The sequence below is a fragment of the Aquimarina algicola genome (assembly GCF_006443095.1).
Classification (GTDB): domain Bacteria; phylum Bacteroidota; class Bacteroidia; order Flavobacteriales; family Flavobacteriaceae; genus Aquimarina; species Aquimarina algicola.
This window is the reverse complement of the sequence record NZ_VFWZ01000007.1, coordinates 22,894-38,505: the sequence shown is the minus strand read 5'-3', so window position 1 is coordinate 38,505 and position 15,612 is coordinate 22,894. Positions and strand designations below refer to the sequence as shown.

The 15,612-nt window shown below is 28.9% G+C and carries 16 protein-coding genes; 10 read left to right on the top strand and 6 right to left on the bottom strand.

Annotated features, from left to right (window positions below):
• Positions 1 to 113 precede the first annotated feature (113 nt).
• Complete coding sequence (locus FHK87_RS19270) at positions 114 to 1,250, bottom strand: glycoside hydrolase family 5 protein (RefSeq protein ID WP_140595416.1); 1,137 nt, start codon at positions 1,248 to 1,250, stop codon at positions 114 to 116.
• Between the two features lie 673 nt (positions 1,251 to 1,923).
• On the opposite strand from FHK87_RS19270, the gene FHK87_RS19265 reads away from it, so the two are divergent.
• Positions 1,924 to 2,892: a lipid A-modifier LpxR family protein gene (locus FHK87_RS19265; RefSeq protein WP_140595415.1), complete on the top strand. Its 969-nt coding sequence runs from the start codon at positions 1,924 to 1,926 to the stop codon at positions 2,890 to 2,892.
• 158 nt (positions 2,893 to 3,050) lie between these two features.
• Here FHK87_RS19265 and FHK87_RS19260 read toward each other — a convergent pair whose 3' ends face one another.
• The 3 genes from FHK87_RS19260 to FHK87_RS19250 all read right to left on the bottom strand — a co-directional run bounded on the left by FHK87_RS19260 (position 3,051) and on the right by FHK87_RS19250 (position 6,227).
• A complete protein-coding gene (locus tag FHK87_RS19260; RefSeq protein WP_140595414.1) occupies positions 3,051 to 4,148 on the bottom strand; it encodes a formylglycine-generating enzyme family protein in 1,098 nt (365 codons plus the stop codon).
• A 1,084-nt stretch (positions 4,149 to 5,232) separates the two neighbouring features.
• Entirely contained in the window at positions 5,233 to 5,823 is a 591-nt protein-coding gene (locus FHK87_RS19255; RefSeq protein ID WP_140595413.1) for a hypothetical protein, read from the bottom strand.
• On the bottom strand, positions 5,820 to 6,227 hold the full coding sequence (locus FHK87_RS19250; protein WP_140595412.1) for a lipocalin family protein: 408 nt from the start codon (positions 6,225 to 6,227) through the stop codon (positions 5,820 to 5,822). Before FHK87_RS19250 ends, FHK87_RS19255 begins: the two co-directional genes overlap by 4 nt.
• 146 nt (positions 6,228 to 6,373) lie before the next feature.
• Between FHK87_RS19250 and FHK87_RS19245 the strand changes: the two genes are divergently transcribed.
• From FHK87_RS19245 to FHK87_RS19205, 9 genes are all read left to right on the top strand, one after another.
• A complete protein-coding gene (locus tag FHK87_RS19245) occupies positions 6,374 to 7,243 on the top strand; it encodes an AraC family transcriptional regulator (protein ID WP_140595411.1) in 870 nt (289 codons plus the stop codon).
• Between the two features lie 158 nt (positions 7,244 to 7,401).
• Positions 7,402 to 8,061: a hypothetical protein gene (locus tag FHK87_RS19240; protein ID WP_140595410.1), complete on the top strand. Its 660-nt coding sequence runs from the start codon at positions 7,402 to 7,404 to the stop codon at positions 8,059 to 8,061.
• A gap of 97 nt (positions 8,062 to 8,158) precedes the next feature.
• Positions 8,159 to 8,434, top strand: coding sequence for a hypothetical protein (locus FHK87_RS19235; RefSeq protein WP_140595409.1), 276 nt, complete (start codon positions 8,159 to 8,161; stop codon positions 8,432 to 8,434).
• A gap of 113 nt (positions 8,435 to 8,547) precedes the next feature.
• Entirely contained in the window at positions 8,548 to 9,360 is an 813-nt protein-coding gene (locus tag FHK87_RS19230) for a hypothetical protein (protein ID WP_140595408.1), read from the top strand.
• A 15-nt stretch (positions 9,361 to 9,375) separates the two neighbouring features.
• Entirely contained in the window at positions 9,376 to 10,377 is a 1,002-nt protein-coding gene (locus FHK87_RS19225) for a hypothetical protein (RefSeq protein ID WP_140595407.1), read from the top strand.
• 51 nt (positions 10,378 to 10,428) lie between these two features.
• On the top strand, positions 10,429 to 11,070 hold the full coding sequence (locus FHK87_RS19220; RefSeq protein ID WP_140595406.1) for a hypothetical protein: 642 nt from the start codon (positions 10,429 to 10,431) through the stop codon (positions 11,068 to 11,070).
• A gap of 55 nt (positions 11,071 to 11,125) precedes the next feature.
• Positions 11,126 to 12,286, top strand: coding sequence for a hypothetical protein (locus FHK87_RS19215; RefSeq protein WP_140595405.1), 1,161 nt, complete (start codon positions 11,126 to 11,128; stop codon positions 12,284 to 12,286).
• Between the two features lie 207 nt (positions 12,287 to 12,493).
• Positions 12,494 to 13,162, top strand: coding sequence for a hypothetical protein (locus FHK87_RS19210; protein ID WP_140595404.1), 669 nt, complete (start codon positions 12,494 to 12,496; stop codon positions 13,160 to 13,162).
• Between the two features lie 90 nt (positions 13,163 to 13,252).
• Complete coding sequence (locus FHK87_RS19205; RefSeq protein ID WP_140595403.1) at positions 13,253 to 13,720, top strand: hypothetical protein; 468 nt, start codon at positions 13,253 to 13,255, stop codon at positions 13,718 to 13,720.
• Positions 13,721 to 13,903: 183 nt separating this feature from the next.
• Here FHK87_RS19205 and FHK87_RS19200 read toward each other — a convergent pair whose 3' ends face one another.
• Together FHK87_RS19200 and FHK87_RS19195 are read right to left on the bottom strand one after the other, a co-directional pair.
• Positions 13,904 to 14,770, bottom strand: coding sequence for a tetratricopeptide repeat protein (locus tag FHK87_RS19200; protein WP_140595402.1), 867 nt, complete (start codon positions 14,768 to 14,770; stop codon positions 13,904 to 13,906).
• A 140-nt stretch (positions 14,771 to 14,910) separates the two neighbouring features.
• Positions 14,911 to 15,612: a LytR/AlgR family response regulator transcription factor gene (locus tag FHK87_RS19195; protein WP_140595401.1), complete on the bottom strand. Its 702-nt coding sequence runs from the start codon at positions 15,610 to 15,612 to the stop codon at positions 14,911 to 14,913.

The window sequence follows — 15,612 nt, the reverse complement described above, 5'->3', positions numbered from 1 at the left end:
TTGAAATGGATTATTTTTGTATGTTATATTTATTTGTTTATAAATAAAATGAACCTCCACATAATCATGTAGAGGTTCTGGTATTTGACTGTATTTTTGGAGAAATTTAAATTTTACTTATCAGCTTTTATAATAGTTTCTGCAATCGAAGGAAACCTCCATGAAACACTCCATCTATTAAACAAGCCAAAATTACCACCGTCATCCCATACAACGGGTAGCAATCCTCTTTTAATTGCTCCTTCGGCATAATATTTTGTATATTCTAATCGCTCAGAAAGATTATTTCTATCTACAGTGCCCCATTCTCCAAGTATAACAGGGCGATTTTGTTCTATAATCCATTTTTGTCTTATCTTATCAAATTCTGCGTCAAGAGCTGCTTTTTCTTGTGGAGTACCCCATTGTGTTTGTCCATTTTCTTGCCCAGCAAAAGACCAAGGAAAATATGTATGTAATGAGATGATAACATTTGGGTCATTATTAGGAATCCTCAAAGTATTCATTGCGATATCTATCGTACTAGCAGCATAAGTACTTATCATAATATGTCTTTTTGCATTATTACCTCCTGTAGAACGTATCGCATTAAGGGCTGTATTGTGAAACTGATTTACTACCTCTCTTCCTTCTGGTGTTCCTCCAGACCATTCTTCAGGAGATCCTTCTAATCTATTTTCATTTAAAGTTTCAAAAATCAAGTAGTCTCCATAGTTTTTAAAACGATTTGCAATTTGTTTCCAAAGTCTTCTGAGTCTCTTTTTGGCCTTACCAGCTTCGGCATAAGTAGGTTTTAGCCAATCATTATCATGATGTACATTAAGAATAACATGCATATCGTTTGCAAATCCATAATCCACAACTGCTTGCACTCGATCCATATAATCTTTTTCTACGGTATATGGTGCTGTTTCATTTTGATGATACCCCCAGGTAACAGGAACTCTAAGTGTAGTAAAACCCATATTTTTGACTGCATCAATTACTGCTTTAGAGGGGAGTGGGTTGCCCCAAAGTGTTTTGTCTCTAGAAGTTACATCTAGACTATTTCCCAAATTCCATCCAACTCCCATTTCTTCAACAAGCTGCATAGAACTTATATTGCGAATGGTTGTTTTTCCACTTTTTGAATTTTGATCATTAATAGTATTTTTTTCGATACTACTAGAATCCCTTTCACAGGATATAAAAATACTGGTGAGTACTACACATATTATTGTATAGTTACTTAAAAAACGTTTGAGTTTCATAATAAATAAAATTTGATGAAATGAAATAAGAATACTATTTGCTGTTTCTTACTATATATCTTGGGATATACAAAAGCAAATACGATATAGCTAATTTCATTAGATTAATACGTATTGAGTTTAAGAAAATACTATTTTATGGCTTTGATTACCAGGTGTCTACCTCCTTAATGAGGAAGAGAAATGATGTCTAATTATTGTTGTAATTGGTTTTTTTAAGTGTAATATTTTGCCTTTGTGTTGGTTATGAGGGTTGCTTTTTTCATTGGTTTTAAGGTTTTATAGATCACATACTAAATAATATGTTTTAGATATATGATTGTTGCGTGTAGAAATGTATATTATTATTAGTGTTACGTTAGTTTGGTTTATTTTTTAGTAAAAATCTTAATTATTGAGGTTTTGAAAAAATATAATCGGATACATTTAGAGTACATTATTATTTTTAGAATACTTTTTGGGTACACTTTTAAGAATCTACTACTTTCTTTTGAATAAAATGTATAGAATACTTTCTTCCATTTATACTTAATATTATAAAAGTTAATAGTTTCTAAAATTTTTAATTCATTAGTTGAAATTATCAAATGTCACATTTTTAATCAGGAAATAGCCCTAAAATTGAACTCTGATTAATTGATAACATTTTAAAAAAGGGTCCAATACGTTTATTATGATAACTACAATCTTAAACCATAATATAATTAAGATAATTTGTCTTTTGTTTTTCATATCGATTTCTAATCATGTTACAGGGCAAGAGAGTAAAGATTATTATACTCATGAAATTAGTTTTGGTACGGATAATGATTTTTTTGTTTGGCATACAGATACAGACCGATTTTATACCTATGGCGTTAATGCAAATTATCGTTGGAAGGCAAAAGAAAATTCTTTTTTTACAAAACTATTTCCCAAAAATAAAGGTGTTTATCATGATATTGGGATTAATGTAGAGGCTTACACTCCGGATGTTGGCGACTTTGATATGCAAACTCCTAACAGACCTTTTGCCGGGTGGAGTTATTTTGAATATAAATTAGGATATGATTTTGATAATACATCTATAAAAACCGGAGTCGATATAGGAATATTAGGTCCTCACTCTTATGCAGGAAATCTTCAGAACTGGTTTCATAGAGAAATTACGGGTGACGCAACCCTTAATTGGGATAATCAGATAGGGGATATTTTTGGGGTAAATTTTCGGTTTGAGTACGCAAGAACCCTCAAAAGATATTCTTGGTTTGATATTTCGGCAGTGTTGAATTCTTCATTAGGAAATATATTTATATATGCAGAACCTGCTTTACTCTTTAGGTTTGGAAAATTTCAAAATATAGGAAACTCAATTGCTTTAAATAATCAAATATTAAGTGCCAAAAAAGATACTGAGTTTTTTATAGATGCTTCTTTTCGATACAAATTTTCCGGGTATAATGCCACGCTCGAAGGAGATATTTTTAACGATTCTCTATTTTCATCAGAAGTGATTAATAATTTGATATTCAACGCGTACGGAGGAGTTAATTTTGTTAAGAATCATTGGGTTCTTCAAATGAGATATTATTATGCAAATGGAGAGTTTGATAATGGACAAAACCATAGATATGTTAGTGTTGTAGCAGGTTATAGATTTTAGGATTTAAAAAAGATAATATAAGTTTTTTTTCATTTTGTTTTTAGATTGTAAGTGTTTGAGTTAATGATGTAGAGTGTTAGAATGTGTTTATATAAACATTCTATGATGTGGTTATGTTTTTTCAAAATCTCGGATTGTGCAATCCGAGATTTTTGTTTTTATTTTTTTGATTTGAGTATTTCCCACTGCTCTTGACTCATTACTCCTCTAAACCCAACATGATCCTGACTACTATCAGGACTTGAATGCATAATTGCGCTAGACCTATAACTACTACAATAGCTTGAGTGGCATAAAAAAGATCCTCCTCGGAGTATTTTTTGAGGCGTATATGGCAAGTTGGGATCAAAAGGTGTGTCTGCTCCACCAGGATTTTTTGTGATTTCTTTTTGGGCATTTTGTCTGTAATAATTTACATTATACCAATCAGATGTCCATTCCCAAACATTTCCTGCCATATCGTATAATCCAAAATCATTTGGTTGGTAATTTCCTACAGGAGAAGTAGTATAATAACCATCTTTTAAATCATTGTAATGTGGAAATGTACCTTGCCAAGTGTTACCATATTTACTTATATTTCCATCATCACCCCAAGGGTATAGTCGATTATCGTGCCCTCCGCGAGCTGCATACTCCCATTCAGCATTAGTAGGGAAACGTTTTCCTGCCCAATCGAGGTAAGCTTTTGCATCTTCCCAAGAAATTTGAACTACCGGGTGGTTATCTTTATTTTCAATAGAACTCTGTAAACCTTGAGGATTTTTCCAACTTGCTCCCTTTATCCATTTCCACCACTGACTCCAATCAAAAAGATTGTCTGTATCGATAGGTGTAAATACCATAGCACCAGCTACCAAAATAGAATCATGTGGTTTTGGTGTATCTGGGGGTAATTGTTTTTTTAATTCATTCCAATCTGGTTTTTTTTCTGCGGTAGTAACATATCCGGTAGCTTTTATAAAATCTTTAAATTGAGCATTGGTTACTTCTGTAGTATCCATCCAAAACCCTGACATAGAAACCTTATGTGATGGTTTCTCGTCTATACGTGCTTCGGGATCATTCATTAATGCTCCAATAGTAAAATTACCATTTGGAATCCATTTCATACCCGGTGGACCATCAATTTTTTGTGTAATATTTTGATGCTCAGTAGTATCAAGTTGCTCTGTTTTTTTATTTGATTTTGTGTTACAGGACAAAGCCATAAAAAGACAAACGCCTAGTATTATTATCGGTATTCGATATTTCATTTATTGTAAATTAATATCTGGTAAAATAAAAAGTTTATTTTAAATATATATGATCATATATTATAAAATATTTCCATGTAATTATATTTTATGAATTGTATCAAGAGAATCATTTTTTTGAATGAATTTAATAACAAAAAAGGAGTTATGCCTTCTGTTACTATAATATTGATAATATCATAGAATTCTAGTATCGTGTTACTATATAAGAATACTTATTACCTAACTGACTCTGAATAATTGTCAAAATAAAAATATTTCTTTCAACTGAGCGTTAATGTAGAATCTGGAAAAGTGTTTTTACAATTTATTAAAATAAAATGGCTCTAGTCTATAATTTTGATGTAGTAATAGACCCCCTATTAATATATTTATCATCAAGATTATAAAAAAGTATAAGTTTTGCTTTTACTTTACACTAGAGCCATAAATTTGTTTGATTTTTCTTTATTTCTTAAATCTTAAAAATAATCAAATAAATGATGTAGTTTTTTGATTTCGTAGAGTGAATAAATCGAAATAAATAATAAAGAGAAAAGTCAAAATTTAATTTGCCATTAGTACAATGATCAGGTTTTTCTAAAAAACAAAGTGATCAAAAGAATGAAGAATAGGTTTTTCTTTTGCTCTTAGGTAGATTCTAAATAGATAATTTCTTTTCATTACATTAAGTTAGTTAAGTTCTTACTTTTAATTTAAGATAAATTTATTTCTCAATAAATCTTAAATGTTTTGGGGTATAAAAGTAGTTTTGCGTTACAGCAAAAGTCAAAAAAATAAAACCATATCAAAGAGATTACAAGTATACATATGGAGTACATTATTAAAAATTGCATGGGTACTTTTAGGGTACATTGTTGTTTTTTTTCGTTTTTAAACGTGAAATCGTTCCATTAATCTTAAATTATTGTTTATTTATGTTAATGAAATGTAAAAATGTATTTTTTGCCTTTGGTATAGAAATTTATAATTCTTACGCGCAAAATAATTTATGTTAATAGGATATCAATTATAAAAAGAGATATAAATTTATAGATTGATTACTTCATTAATTTCATGTGTTGTATAATAATAGTAAACGAATCTAAAAATTGATTCCAACCTCGAATGCCCAACCTATTTCTGATGTATAAATTTTTGAATTTTGAATTTTTTGAAAAGACTCTATTCCAATTACAATTCCAAATTCTGACCAAGGAATTATTTTTATTCCTTGTTTAAAATCAGCACCAATATAAAAATGTGAATTTTTAGCTTGATTTATTCTTACAGTAGACTCTATACCTGGAGAAACTTCTGCGCCAAGGCCTATATACAAACCTTGAAACATTTTCAAGTATCCACTTAACCCAAATCCAAGAGCAAAAATATCTACTGATTTGTATCCTCTTTCATTCAGTATTTTATTTTCAATTTTATTTTGCCCATATGATAATGTAAAAGGTATTATTAAGTCATTATCTATATCTTCAAAACCGGTATACTGAATAGACCAGCTTTCTCGATATTTACTAAATGATTTTTTGTATGTAAGTAGATTTATCCAATTACTATCGTAATTTGTTTCAAGATTTGGTTTGATTTTTTTTCTTTCCCATATGGTTTCCTCTTGTGCAACTATAGAAAAACAAGTAAAAAAAGAAAAACAGATTACCAATGTTTGTAAATGTATCATCTTTTTTCTGCTTTGTAATGAAAATTTACACCTCTAAGTTGTCTAGTATCTAATTGTACAATAAGACTTTGTGTAGTAATTTTTTGAATTATTATCTTCAATGGTGTTTTGTCATTGATGTCAGTATATAAGTATATAGCACCTTCTTCAGAATTTAAAGACCATTTTCCTAATGTTCTCTCACTATCAAACACAGATGTGAAAGAACCATCATGGTTAAATTTGAGATAGTCTTTTAGTTCTTTTTTTGATAAAGAATAGTTTTTGTTACTAATACTGTAGTTTTTTAATTTCCAATGATTTAATATGTTTTCTCTTTGTACTTTTTGTGCATTGGCATAAAGTATAGAACCTAGCAAAAAAACAATTATACTTAATAGTAACTTGACGAGTATTGTTTTCATAATAATTTACTTTTGTGTAAAAGTATTATGGATAGGCCAAGAGTTGTTTGCTCATTTTGGACAAAATGGTTTATGATTAACTTGTCTTAAATGGATAAGAGATAACCAACAAATATGTGTTAACTTGTTTTCTTAAATTAAAGAATATGAATAATCCCACCCATTTAGATCGATATAAAAAATTACTTAGTTTACTAGATAAAAGATTTAAAGAAGAGATTACAGTACAAGAAATTGAAGACACAGTTTTTTATTCTTACAGAAATATTAATAGGATTTTTTTAGCCTTACATCAAGAAACTATCGGGCATTATCAAAAAAGATTGCGTTTAGAAAAAGCAGCAGAATATTTAAAGTTTTCTAATCAACCTATAGCAGATATTGCTTTGGATATTGGGTACAATGAGATTTCTTCATTCAGCAAAGCATTTAAAAAACATTTTAATTGTTCGCCTACTATCTTTAGAAATTCACATGAATTTAAACAAAGTATCATTCAAGAATCTATAAAAGAAATAGATATCAACACAATAGATACACCTAGTTTTACTATAGAAAAGCTACCTGATTTAAGAGTGCTTTATCTTACATATTATGGTAATTATGATAATATTAAAGCTATTGAAAATACATGGGAGCAATTAAGTATTTATGCGCTTAAAAAGAAAATACTACACGAGAGAACAGTTTTTTTAGGAGAGATTTTGGATGATGAAGAGATAACAGATAGCATAAACTGTAGATATAATGCCGCTATTTTGTTAGACGATAATGTAAATATTGAAACAAAAGGATTATTCAATATTAAAGTAATAAAAGAGCAAAAATATGCTAAGTTTATACACAAAGGAAGCCATGAATCTAGTTATGATACGTATCATAAAATATATACACATTGGCTCACAAAGATACAATTAGAACTAGCAGATCAACCAACTATAGAATTTTATATCAATGACGAAAGTGATACTCCAAAAGACGAGTTGATAACAGAAATTTACATACCAATAGTTTAGTTTGTTTCTATCTTCAATTTCTTTAAATAAATTTTGATTACGATTAGATGTTTTGAAAGTGTTTACGAAAATAAACTCTTTTAAGACATAAATACATTGGGTGTTATTCTATGTATTGATTTGGATTAGATTTATTGCAAAACAATATTTTTAGTCAAATGAATTATATAAAAATAATAGTAGTAATCAGCGTTTTGGTTTTTGTTTCTGCTTGTCATCAAGATAAAGCGATGTCTATTCATCCAATTGAAGATATTTATGCAAAAAAGAATGGAGGAATCCCTGTAAAAGGATATTACCAAATAAATAATTTTATAGATACAAAAGATAGTATCAAAAAAGTTTTCAAATTAATAGATAAGGATATTTTACCCACTTATCAAGGTAGTCAACTTATAAGAATTACAGATAAAAAAAGTAATGTAACATTCGAAGACGGTGTTGCATGGTTTGATAAAAATTCAGAATTATATCTTCATATCGTTATTGATAGTCTTAAAAATTATAAAAATGTAGTCGTAGATATAAATACAAAAATAGATGGTTACAGATTTGAAAAAGAAAATACAGTATCATATGTATTAAATCAGCACGATAAAGATCAATTCATACTCTTTCAATATGATACATTCAATCTCAAAGTTTTACAAAATTTTCTTAATATTATTACTTATGAACGCCGTAAGACAAGAGATCATTTTGACAGATGTGTATACCGATTGATCAATCAAACAACCCAAAAACCTGATTGTGAGATTATATACATCAATAATCCGGAAAAAGGGTTATATAATGTTTTTACAATTGATTTTTTATAAAAAATATCTACAATCAATATCGTTCAAATATATATCTATTCTTTGCGAATATGAATTGAGAATAAGTAACCGGCAGGATTTTATTTACTTTTAAAGTATGGAAGAATTAATGGACAAAACACAGCAGTTTATGTATAATAACCCACAGTATCCCTATCTGATTTTGGGGATAGTTTGTGCGATATTATCTTTTGGTAATTTTAAAAGAAAGAAATGGGCATTGAACTTATCTTCTTTTAGACAGCGTATGTTATATAGTTTTGTAGGCGAGAAAAGATTTCAAATAGTTCTTGCAATTTTTTATGCGATAGTAGCATTATCCAGTTTTGTAGGAAGTTATCTCTATGCGAGTGGTATAGGTTATTCAAAGTAACTTTATATCATTTACTGCTTATTCCATGATACATTAATGTAAAATACAAAATCTAGATAAAAGAGGTGTTAATAAGTAATTATGAAGAATTGATTTTAAGATAAAAGTAATATATGGGAAATAGAAGTCGATTGTTTATACAGAAAAAGGATAAAGAAATTGTCCTTTTTGAATCTAATAATTCACTACCATTTTTTTGGTTAACATTGGTAGATAAAGGAGAAGTAGTAAGAGCCTTGAAATATTGGAGAAAACTAGAAAAACTAGAACAGTATGGTGAAGAAGAAGAAATAATGGAGAGTTTGGAAGAATATTCGACTTATATAGAGATTTCTCGAAAATCACTTCTACAAAACATTACAATTGCAAAACAATTATTGTCAACTCATTTTTCAAAAGTAATTGCTTTGTATGGAGATTTTGTTGATTTTATACAGTCTAATTTGAATGAAGAAGACACATTATATATTGACATGATACAGTTTTCGTCGTTTTATGACAGTGTAGATATTTTTGAAAAAGTGATTCTACAAGAGATTGATGCAGTACATCAAAAAAAAGCCAGAAATATTACCTTTTTAGATAGCAATGACCTAATAGCTTCTGGAACAGGGTTTGTTAATTTATTATTCGTAGATTTTTCAAAGTGTGATACCTATCAGAATGCTCTGAAGAATAGAAAAAGTGCTCCTGTAAAAAATCAAGTAACATATAGCAGTAAAAGTTTGGGGATGAATTTGATACTTTTAATACTATGTCCCGTATTCAGTTGGATCACTTATAAAATGATTATGGATGATGGCTTTACTACAGGAGAAATCGTTTTGGGATTGTCTAATCTTGGATTTTATGCCGTTTCATTATTTGGGATCACCAGCCAATACAATGCGTTTAGAAGAAATATGAAGAGAAATTCTAAGAAATAACAAAAGCTATTGATAATGATAAAATACAAAATACTATTTTTTAGGCTATTAGTAATCTTTTTAAGTAGTAGTTATGCTCAGACCAAGTCATTTAGAGAAATTATTCTTAAATCAGACATCATTGCTGAAATAGCACACAAAGAATCACATCCAAACTTTATCAATAAAAGATGGGCTATATCCGATTCTGAAAGTTATAAATATCTAGATAGTATACAGGTAATTCAATATTTAATAGGAAAAAACTCTAATTTAGAAAAAGAACGAATCATTATACACGAAACAATAGATAATGCTTTTTATGAGGATTTGATAACGACTTCGCCTATTTTAATAGTAGATGAATCAGAAGGAGAAGATGGATATATTGGTAGGTCAACTTTGATATTTTGCAAAAAAGGAAAACTAACTTTTGAACTTGTTTTTTCAATAGATGTATATAAAGAAGAACTTAGTTATTTATTGACATTTATTGATTTTGTAAAAGAAACAGAGAAGATTAAATCCTTAAAAAAAAGAAGTAAGCGTTATATTGATAAGTACATCGAAGTAATTAAAAATAAGAATAATATAGCCGGCTCAGGGCCTCATTATCCAGAAGGAGAATTGTATTTTTTTGAAGATATCTTATCAACTGATTCTAGTTTTATGACATATTATGCATCCAGAGGTGTACAATTAAACGTAACAAAAAATCAAAAAGAAATACTCAAAAACTACGCATTTGAAACCAATTTGATTTTAAAAAAAGATCACCTTTTGACATTACTGTATAACGATTTTCCCGAAGAAATAAGAACGGTAACGCTTCGTAAATGTATTTTACTTTTAGAGAACAAAAAAGATTTTTATTTTAATGATTCATATATCGTTAATACGCTCAGGTTTCTTTTAAGCAAAGAAGAAAGTAAAAATCAAAAAATGGTAGATGAGTTAAATCATGTTAGTTATGCCCCAGAAATGACTGACGAAGAAAAAATAGAAATTATAAAGTCTTTGATTAAAGAGTTACAATAAATTAAAAATACTTTTTAATTGAGTTATATAACAATTAGAGCTAGAAAATAAATGAAAAAAGAAATTCTTGATAGAATACAAGCCTTAGGAGGTAATATTAGTAATATTAGAGGAACTACATTAAAAGAAGATATACAAGCGATTACTTTTAATACTGTTTTATATAGAAAACCAGAAGATACCACATGGGCAAAAGCAGAACAAACAGAACCCATTTATGGAATAGGGGAGTATGTAGATAAACACAGAGCACAATTCAAGAAAGATAAAGATACATTCTATCAAGAATTGTTGTCATATTATTATTGCCTTACCGATGAGGGACGAGGACAAACCTTTTTTCAAAATGAATTGTTTACACCATTTACAGAAGGAACACCAAGTTATGACGAGTGGAGTGGAGAGTGGAAAGAAGAAGAGTGGAAAAAAATAATCAAAGGTGAAAAAATGGAACTTATACAAATTGGTTATGATTATAGTTTTCCAGATCATTTGTACGTTTGTTTGACTGATCCTAATCCAGAAAACCCGGTAGTATATGGTACTGATCATGAAGAATTTTTTGACAAAATATCTATAGAAGGAACTTTAGAAGAATACTTTAACCGTTTTATGACACAAGATGAACTGCTAGCCATCATAAAATCGAAATTAGAAAATGAACAAACAGCTAGATTAAGCGATTTAGTATGATAATTTTAATATGAAAAATCGATATTAAAATGTAAAGGATAAATGAGACAAATACATGAATAATAAAACGTATCTTATAAATACTATACTACTCTTTTGCATGTTACTTTTTTCTATGTGTGGTAAAAAAAATGAAAAGGAAGAATCAGTAACACCTGTCATTACACAAGAAGAAAGCGAACAAAACATAGCACCTTTAGAAAAAGAAACTGTAAATAGTCAAAATTTTGATAATGAGGAGAATAAAGAAGTCGATGAAGTGGAGAAATATAGCAATCATGCCATAAAAAATATGTTGCTTGGTACTTGGAAAGCTATTCGGCAACATGGTGATATGAACAGTGACTGGGCAGAAGGAGGTGAGTGTTATATTTCATTAAGAATCGAAGAAAAAAACGATATATTTTTATATCATTTTACCTCTCACTTAAGAACGATGAGTGATACACTTTCTATTACTCATTATGATCATGAAATTGTTCTTACTTTTGAAGGAATCGAATGGGCATATCAAGATGAAAATGTAACAGATTCACCAAAACCTTCAAATATCACAGCTACTTTTAATCCATCAGAAGAACACTTTGTGATACAAAACGATGGTAATGCAATGAATGATTATAGAAAACTAGGAGAAGGCTGTGAGAAGTATTTGTTTTTTGAGAAAGAATATCCTGTGGCTCTTGAATTTTCTGAAGAGGATCAACAATTGATAGAAGGATATAGTATTCTACATGCAGAGTCGGGAGATATTAATAACGATCAAAAATTAGATTATGTTTTAGTTTTACAAAGTGACATTGTTGATGAAGATGGCCCAATGCCATTTAGTTATAATAGAAAAGTGGTACTAGTTGAACAAACCAATGCTACTCCACCATATAGAATTATGGCAACTAATGATCGTTTGATAGAGTGTTCGCAGTGTGGAGGAGCAGGAGTAGGAGATCCTTTTCAGGGAATAACCATTAAAGATGGATATTTTTCTATAGAACAACTGTTTGGAGCATGTACAAAAGATTTTTTTGTAGTTACATTCAAGTATGAAAAAGGCTCATTTTTACTCAATAGCATAGGAAAAAATACAGGGTATTGTAATCAGGTTGAAAACGGAGAAATAAAAACTTCAAGTAAAAGAAAAAAAGTTCAGGATTTTGGTAAAATTGAATTCAAGGATTTTGACTTCGGAAATATTTATAAGATGTTTAAGAATTAGTATAGCAAGTTTAATATTGATGTTCATTTTCAATAAGGTATTCTCATTATTCCTAAATTAATATTGATAAAGTAATAAGACAAGAAATACTGATTCCCTTGGTTGAGATTATGAATACCCCCCCCCTTATCATATACTCTTTAAAATCGATAAAGATGCATCATAAACTTTAGTTTTATATAACTTAATAAAGAATAGTAAAAAGTTATGAAAATCATTACATATACAAATCCTATCATTATTAATGACAGTAAAATACCCAAAAGTTACCACAAATTCATTGCAACATATGGTTATGGGACATATTGTAATATTCTAAACATATCTGAGCCTGATGATCAAGTAATTTATAGTACCTTCTCTGGTTTTGATCTTTGGGAGTTTGATGAATTGTTTCCTTCAGAAGCGCTTAGTAATGCTATTCAGTTAGGAACAAGTATAGATGGAGATATTCTTTGTTTTATTTCAGGCAAAGAAGACCGTCTTTTTATTTTACCCAGGCATGCCGAGATAATCTTGAATTTTAATAACCTTGATGATGTATTTGAGTACTATCGTAAACAATATCAGATTGATACTATCTATTTTGAACCTTGGTTCAACAGAAAAACAGAAGTATATTCTTTGATACATAACAACTCATTATTGGATATACATATGATTCATGATCAATTTATTAAGACTTTTCAATGGGATTACAGTATAGGGGAGCAACAACCAAAGTATGTTATAAAAGAGATTGGGGGATGGGTACGATTCGATTTTGTATATAAAAATTCAATAACAATAAGTTATCAAGATATACAATCTGAAGTCTATCAAACGTATTTGGATTTTATAAAAACTAAAATTGAAGTTTTAAAAAACAATGAATAAGAGCAAAACAAGTGAAATAGTATTTATTCTGTGATATAAAGGAGATAATAGTGTCAATTATTTTATAGAGAATTAATTAAATTAAAAATCATGAACTTTCTAAAAAGAATTTTTAATAAATCCAATAATCAACAAAATGATATAGAAACCCAAAAAGGTAAACTGGAGGAAGATTTATTGGAAGATGTTCTTTGGAATTTTGCAAATAAAAAATATGCCGATCTCGGAACATTTTCTCAAGCTCTTATAGCATATAATCAAAAAATAAAACCTGATCATGATTTGGATATCAAAAGGATATTTATTTCTTCTAGAAAAATAACAGTGCAATATATGTTTTGGGGAGAAGATGAAGATGGTGATGAAGATCAGATCGAAGAAAATTTTACAATCACTACAGATAATAAAAAAGGTTTTGCATTGAACGATTTTTTATTTCAAGTTCATAATCAGGTTTGTGAAAATATGGTTGATGAAGATGCAACATTCTTTCAAGGATTAATGCCTCATGATGATGATTCCGGAGTGCCATTTTTTTTCTTGAACCAAGGAAGTTAACATTTTAAAAAAGAGATGATATAATTATATATAGAAAGCGTTGATTCATAGCTATATATTTGAGCCATAGATATAAGATAGCAGAATTAACTATTATTCTGCTATCTTGATTTTATAAAAACTAAATTAAGTCAGGTATTACTTAATATAATAAGTACTATCGACCTTTTCTGAAACAGAGAATTACAGTTTAGAAGATTGTATTGAATCTAATTTTGTTTGAGCAGCTTCATACGTTTTTTTTAAACTTTCACTATTCTTATAGTACTTTCCATACTTTTTTGCTTGCTCTATAGATGTTATTGTTTTATTGTATAATCCATTTTTATAATATACAAGATGTTCATATTCTGCATAATAAATATCATTTTTGGTTTTGGCACCATGTTTTTTAGCAAGTTCCAGGTACTCTAAAGCTTTTTTGTACTGTTTTTTTTCATAACAGATGACCGACATAAACTCATAACCTTTTGGCAAGTTAGGAATCAGTTCTGTACTTTTTTTATAACATTCAAAGGCTTTATCATATTCATTATTATAGTAGTATGCCATACCCAAAGACCAAATAGCAGCAGCACTATCAGGGTAAATGTCAACCACTTTTTGAAAATATTTTTGAGCTTCTGGATAATCCTCTTTTACCAAAAGAAGGTACTCTGCTTTCATGATATCTCGTTCTGATTTTAGATTAGCTTTTTTAGATAATGTATAAGCTTTGGTAACCATTTTTTTATATTCTTCTGGATCTTGAATATAAAAACCACTCATTAGATAACCACTTGGGTAATTAGGATCTAATTCAATAATTTTTGCCGCTTTTTTTTCGAATTCATTTTTGTTGCCATAAAAATAAAAATTAGCTTCTAAATCATTAAAAAGTTGATGTACCTCGGGTACTTTTGAATCTACTGCCAAAGTAAAACCATAGGTATTTAGGTTTTTTGGAGCATATTTTTTGACAAATTCATCTTCAATTTGACGTTCTGTTTTTTGAGCTTGACAAGATAGTAGAATTAATACTACCAAAAGTGTACTTAAGTGTTTTGACATAGTATATTTTTAAATTAACTTTTAAGTAAAAATATATAGGTAATGAATGCTCTTTTTAGAAAATAGAAGATAGGAGACTAACCAATGATAAAAATAGTAAAAGTGTATAAGTACTGTTGGATATTACAAGGTTTTAGGAATCAAATATCAGTGCGTAACCAAGGTATCTTGTTAGCATAACTAGATCCAATTGGGATTTCTATAGTTCCTATTTCTACATCTTTTTGGGTAAATGCAGTTATTTTGTCGACAGCAACCATATAAGAACGATGGATACGAAGAAAAAGAGTTGAAGGAAGCTGATTTTCTATTTTACCGATATTATTTTTTACAACCAGCTTTTGATTTGTTGTATGAATTTTGACATAATCTTTCAGGCTTTCTATGTACAATATATCATCAAAAATGATTTTAATGTGTTTTTTATTGATATTAACATAGAAAAAATCATCTGTCTTTTTCAGTGTTTTTGTAGGAGAAACTTTAATTTTAGCTCTTTCATAATACCGATCAATGGCTTTTACAAACCGATCAAAAGAAATTGGCTTCAGTAAGTAATCTATAATGTCTAGATCATAACCTTCTATTGCATATTCTCTATAGGCAGTAGTTATAATAACTTTAGGCGGGTGTTGTAGAGCTTTCAGAAAATCTAATCCCTTTAGTATTGGCATTTCGATATCTAAAAATAATAAATCAATATTTTCTTTTTTCAGAATATCAAAAGCTTCGACAGCACTATAACAACTTGCAATAATCTCCAGGTTGTTTAGCTTTGCGATGTGATTTTTTAATAAATCAATAGCAGGTGATTCATCATCAACAAGTAAACATCGTATCAT

Bases quoted from the DNA above. Each gene is read 5' to 3' on its own strand.
- FHK87_RS19230 (WP_140595408.1), top strand. From the start codon at position 8,548: ATGGGAAATAGAAGTCGATTGTTTATACAGAAAAAGGATAAAGAAATT.
- FHK87_RS19250 (WP_140595412.1), bottom strand. From the start codon at position 6,227: ATGAAAACAATACTCGTCAAGTTACTATTAAGTATAATTGTTTTTTTG.
- FHK87_RS19240 (WP_140595410.1), top strand. From the start codon at position 7,402: ATGAATTATATAAAAATAATAGTAGTAATCAGCGTTTTGGTTTTTGTT.
- FHK87_RS19270 (WP_140595416.1), bottom strand. From the start codon at position 1,250: ATGAAACTCAAACGTTTTTTAAGTAACTATACAATAATATGTGTAGTA.
- FHK87_RS19255 (WP_140595413.1), bottom strand. From the start codon at position 5,823: ATGATACATTTACAAACATTGGTAATCTGTTTTTCTTTTTTTACTTGT.
- FHK87_RS19195 (WP_140595401.1), bottom strand. From the start codon at position 15,612: ATGATACGATGTTTACTTGTTGATGATGAATCACCTGCTATTGATTTA.
- FHK87_RS19220 (WP_140595406.1), top strand. From the start codon at position 10,429: ATGAAAAAAGAAATTCTTGATAGAATACAAGCCTTAGGAGGTAATATT.
- FHK87_RS19210 (WP_140595404.1), top strand. From the start codon at position 12,494: ATGAAAATCATTACATATACAAATCCTATCATTATTAATGACAGTAAA.
- FHK87_RS19245 (WP_140595411.1), top strand. From the start codon at position 6,374: ATGAATAATCCCACCCATTTAGATCGATATAAAAAATTACTTAGTTTA.
- FHK87_RS19205 (WP_140595403.1), top strand. From the start codon at position 13,253: ATGAACTTTCTAAAAAGAATTTTTAATAAATCCAATAATCAACAAAAT.
- FHK87_RS19260 (WP_140595414.1), bottom strand. From the start codon at position 4,148: ATGAAATATCGAATACCGATAATAATACTAGGCGTTTGTCTTTTTATG.
- FHK87_RS19265 (WP_140595415.1), top strand. From the start codon at position 1,924: ATGATAACTACAATCTTAAACCATAATATAATTAAGATAATTTGTCTT.
- FHK87_RS19225 (WP_140595407.1), top strand. From the start codon at position 9,376: ATGATAAAATACAAAATACTATTTTTTAGGCTATTAGTAATCTTTTTA.
- FHK87_RS19235 (WP_140595409.1), top strand. From the start codon at position 8,159: ATGGAAGAATTAATGGACAAAACACAGCAGTTTATGTATAATAACCCA.
- FHK87_RS19200 (WP_140595402.1), bottom strand. From the start codon at position 14,770: ATGTCAAAACACTTAAGTACACTTTTGGTAGTATTAATTCTACTATCT.
- FHK87_RS19215 (WP_140595405.1), top strand. From the start codon at position 11,126: ATGAATAATAAAACGTATCTTATAAATACTATACTACTCTTTTGCATG.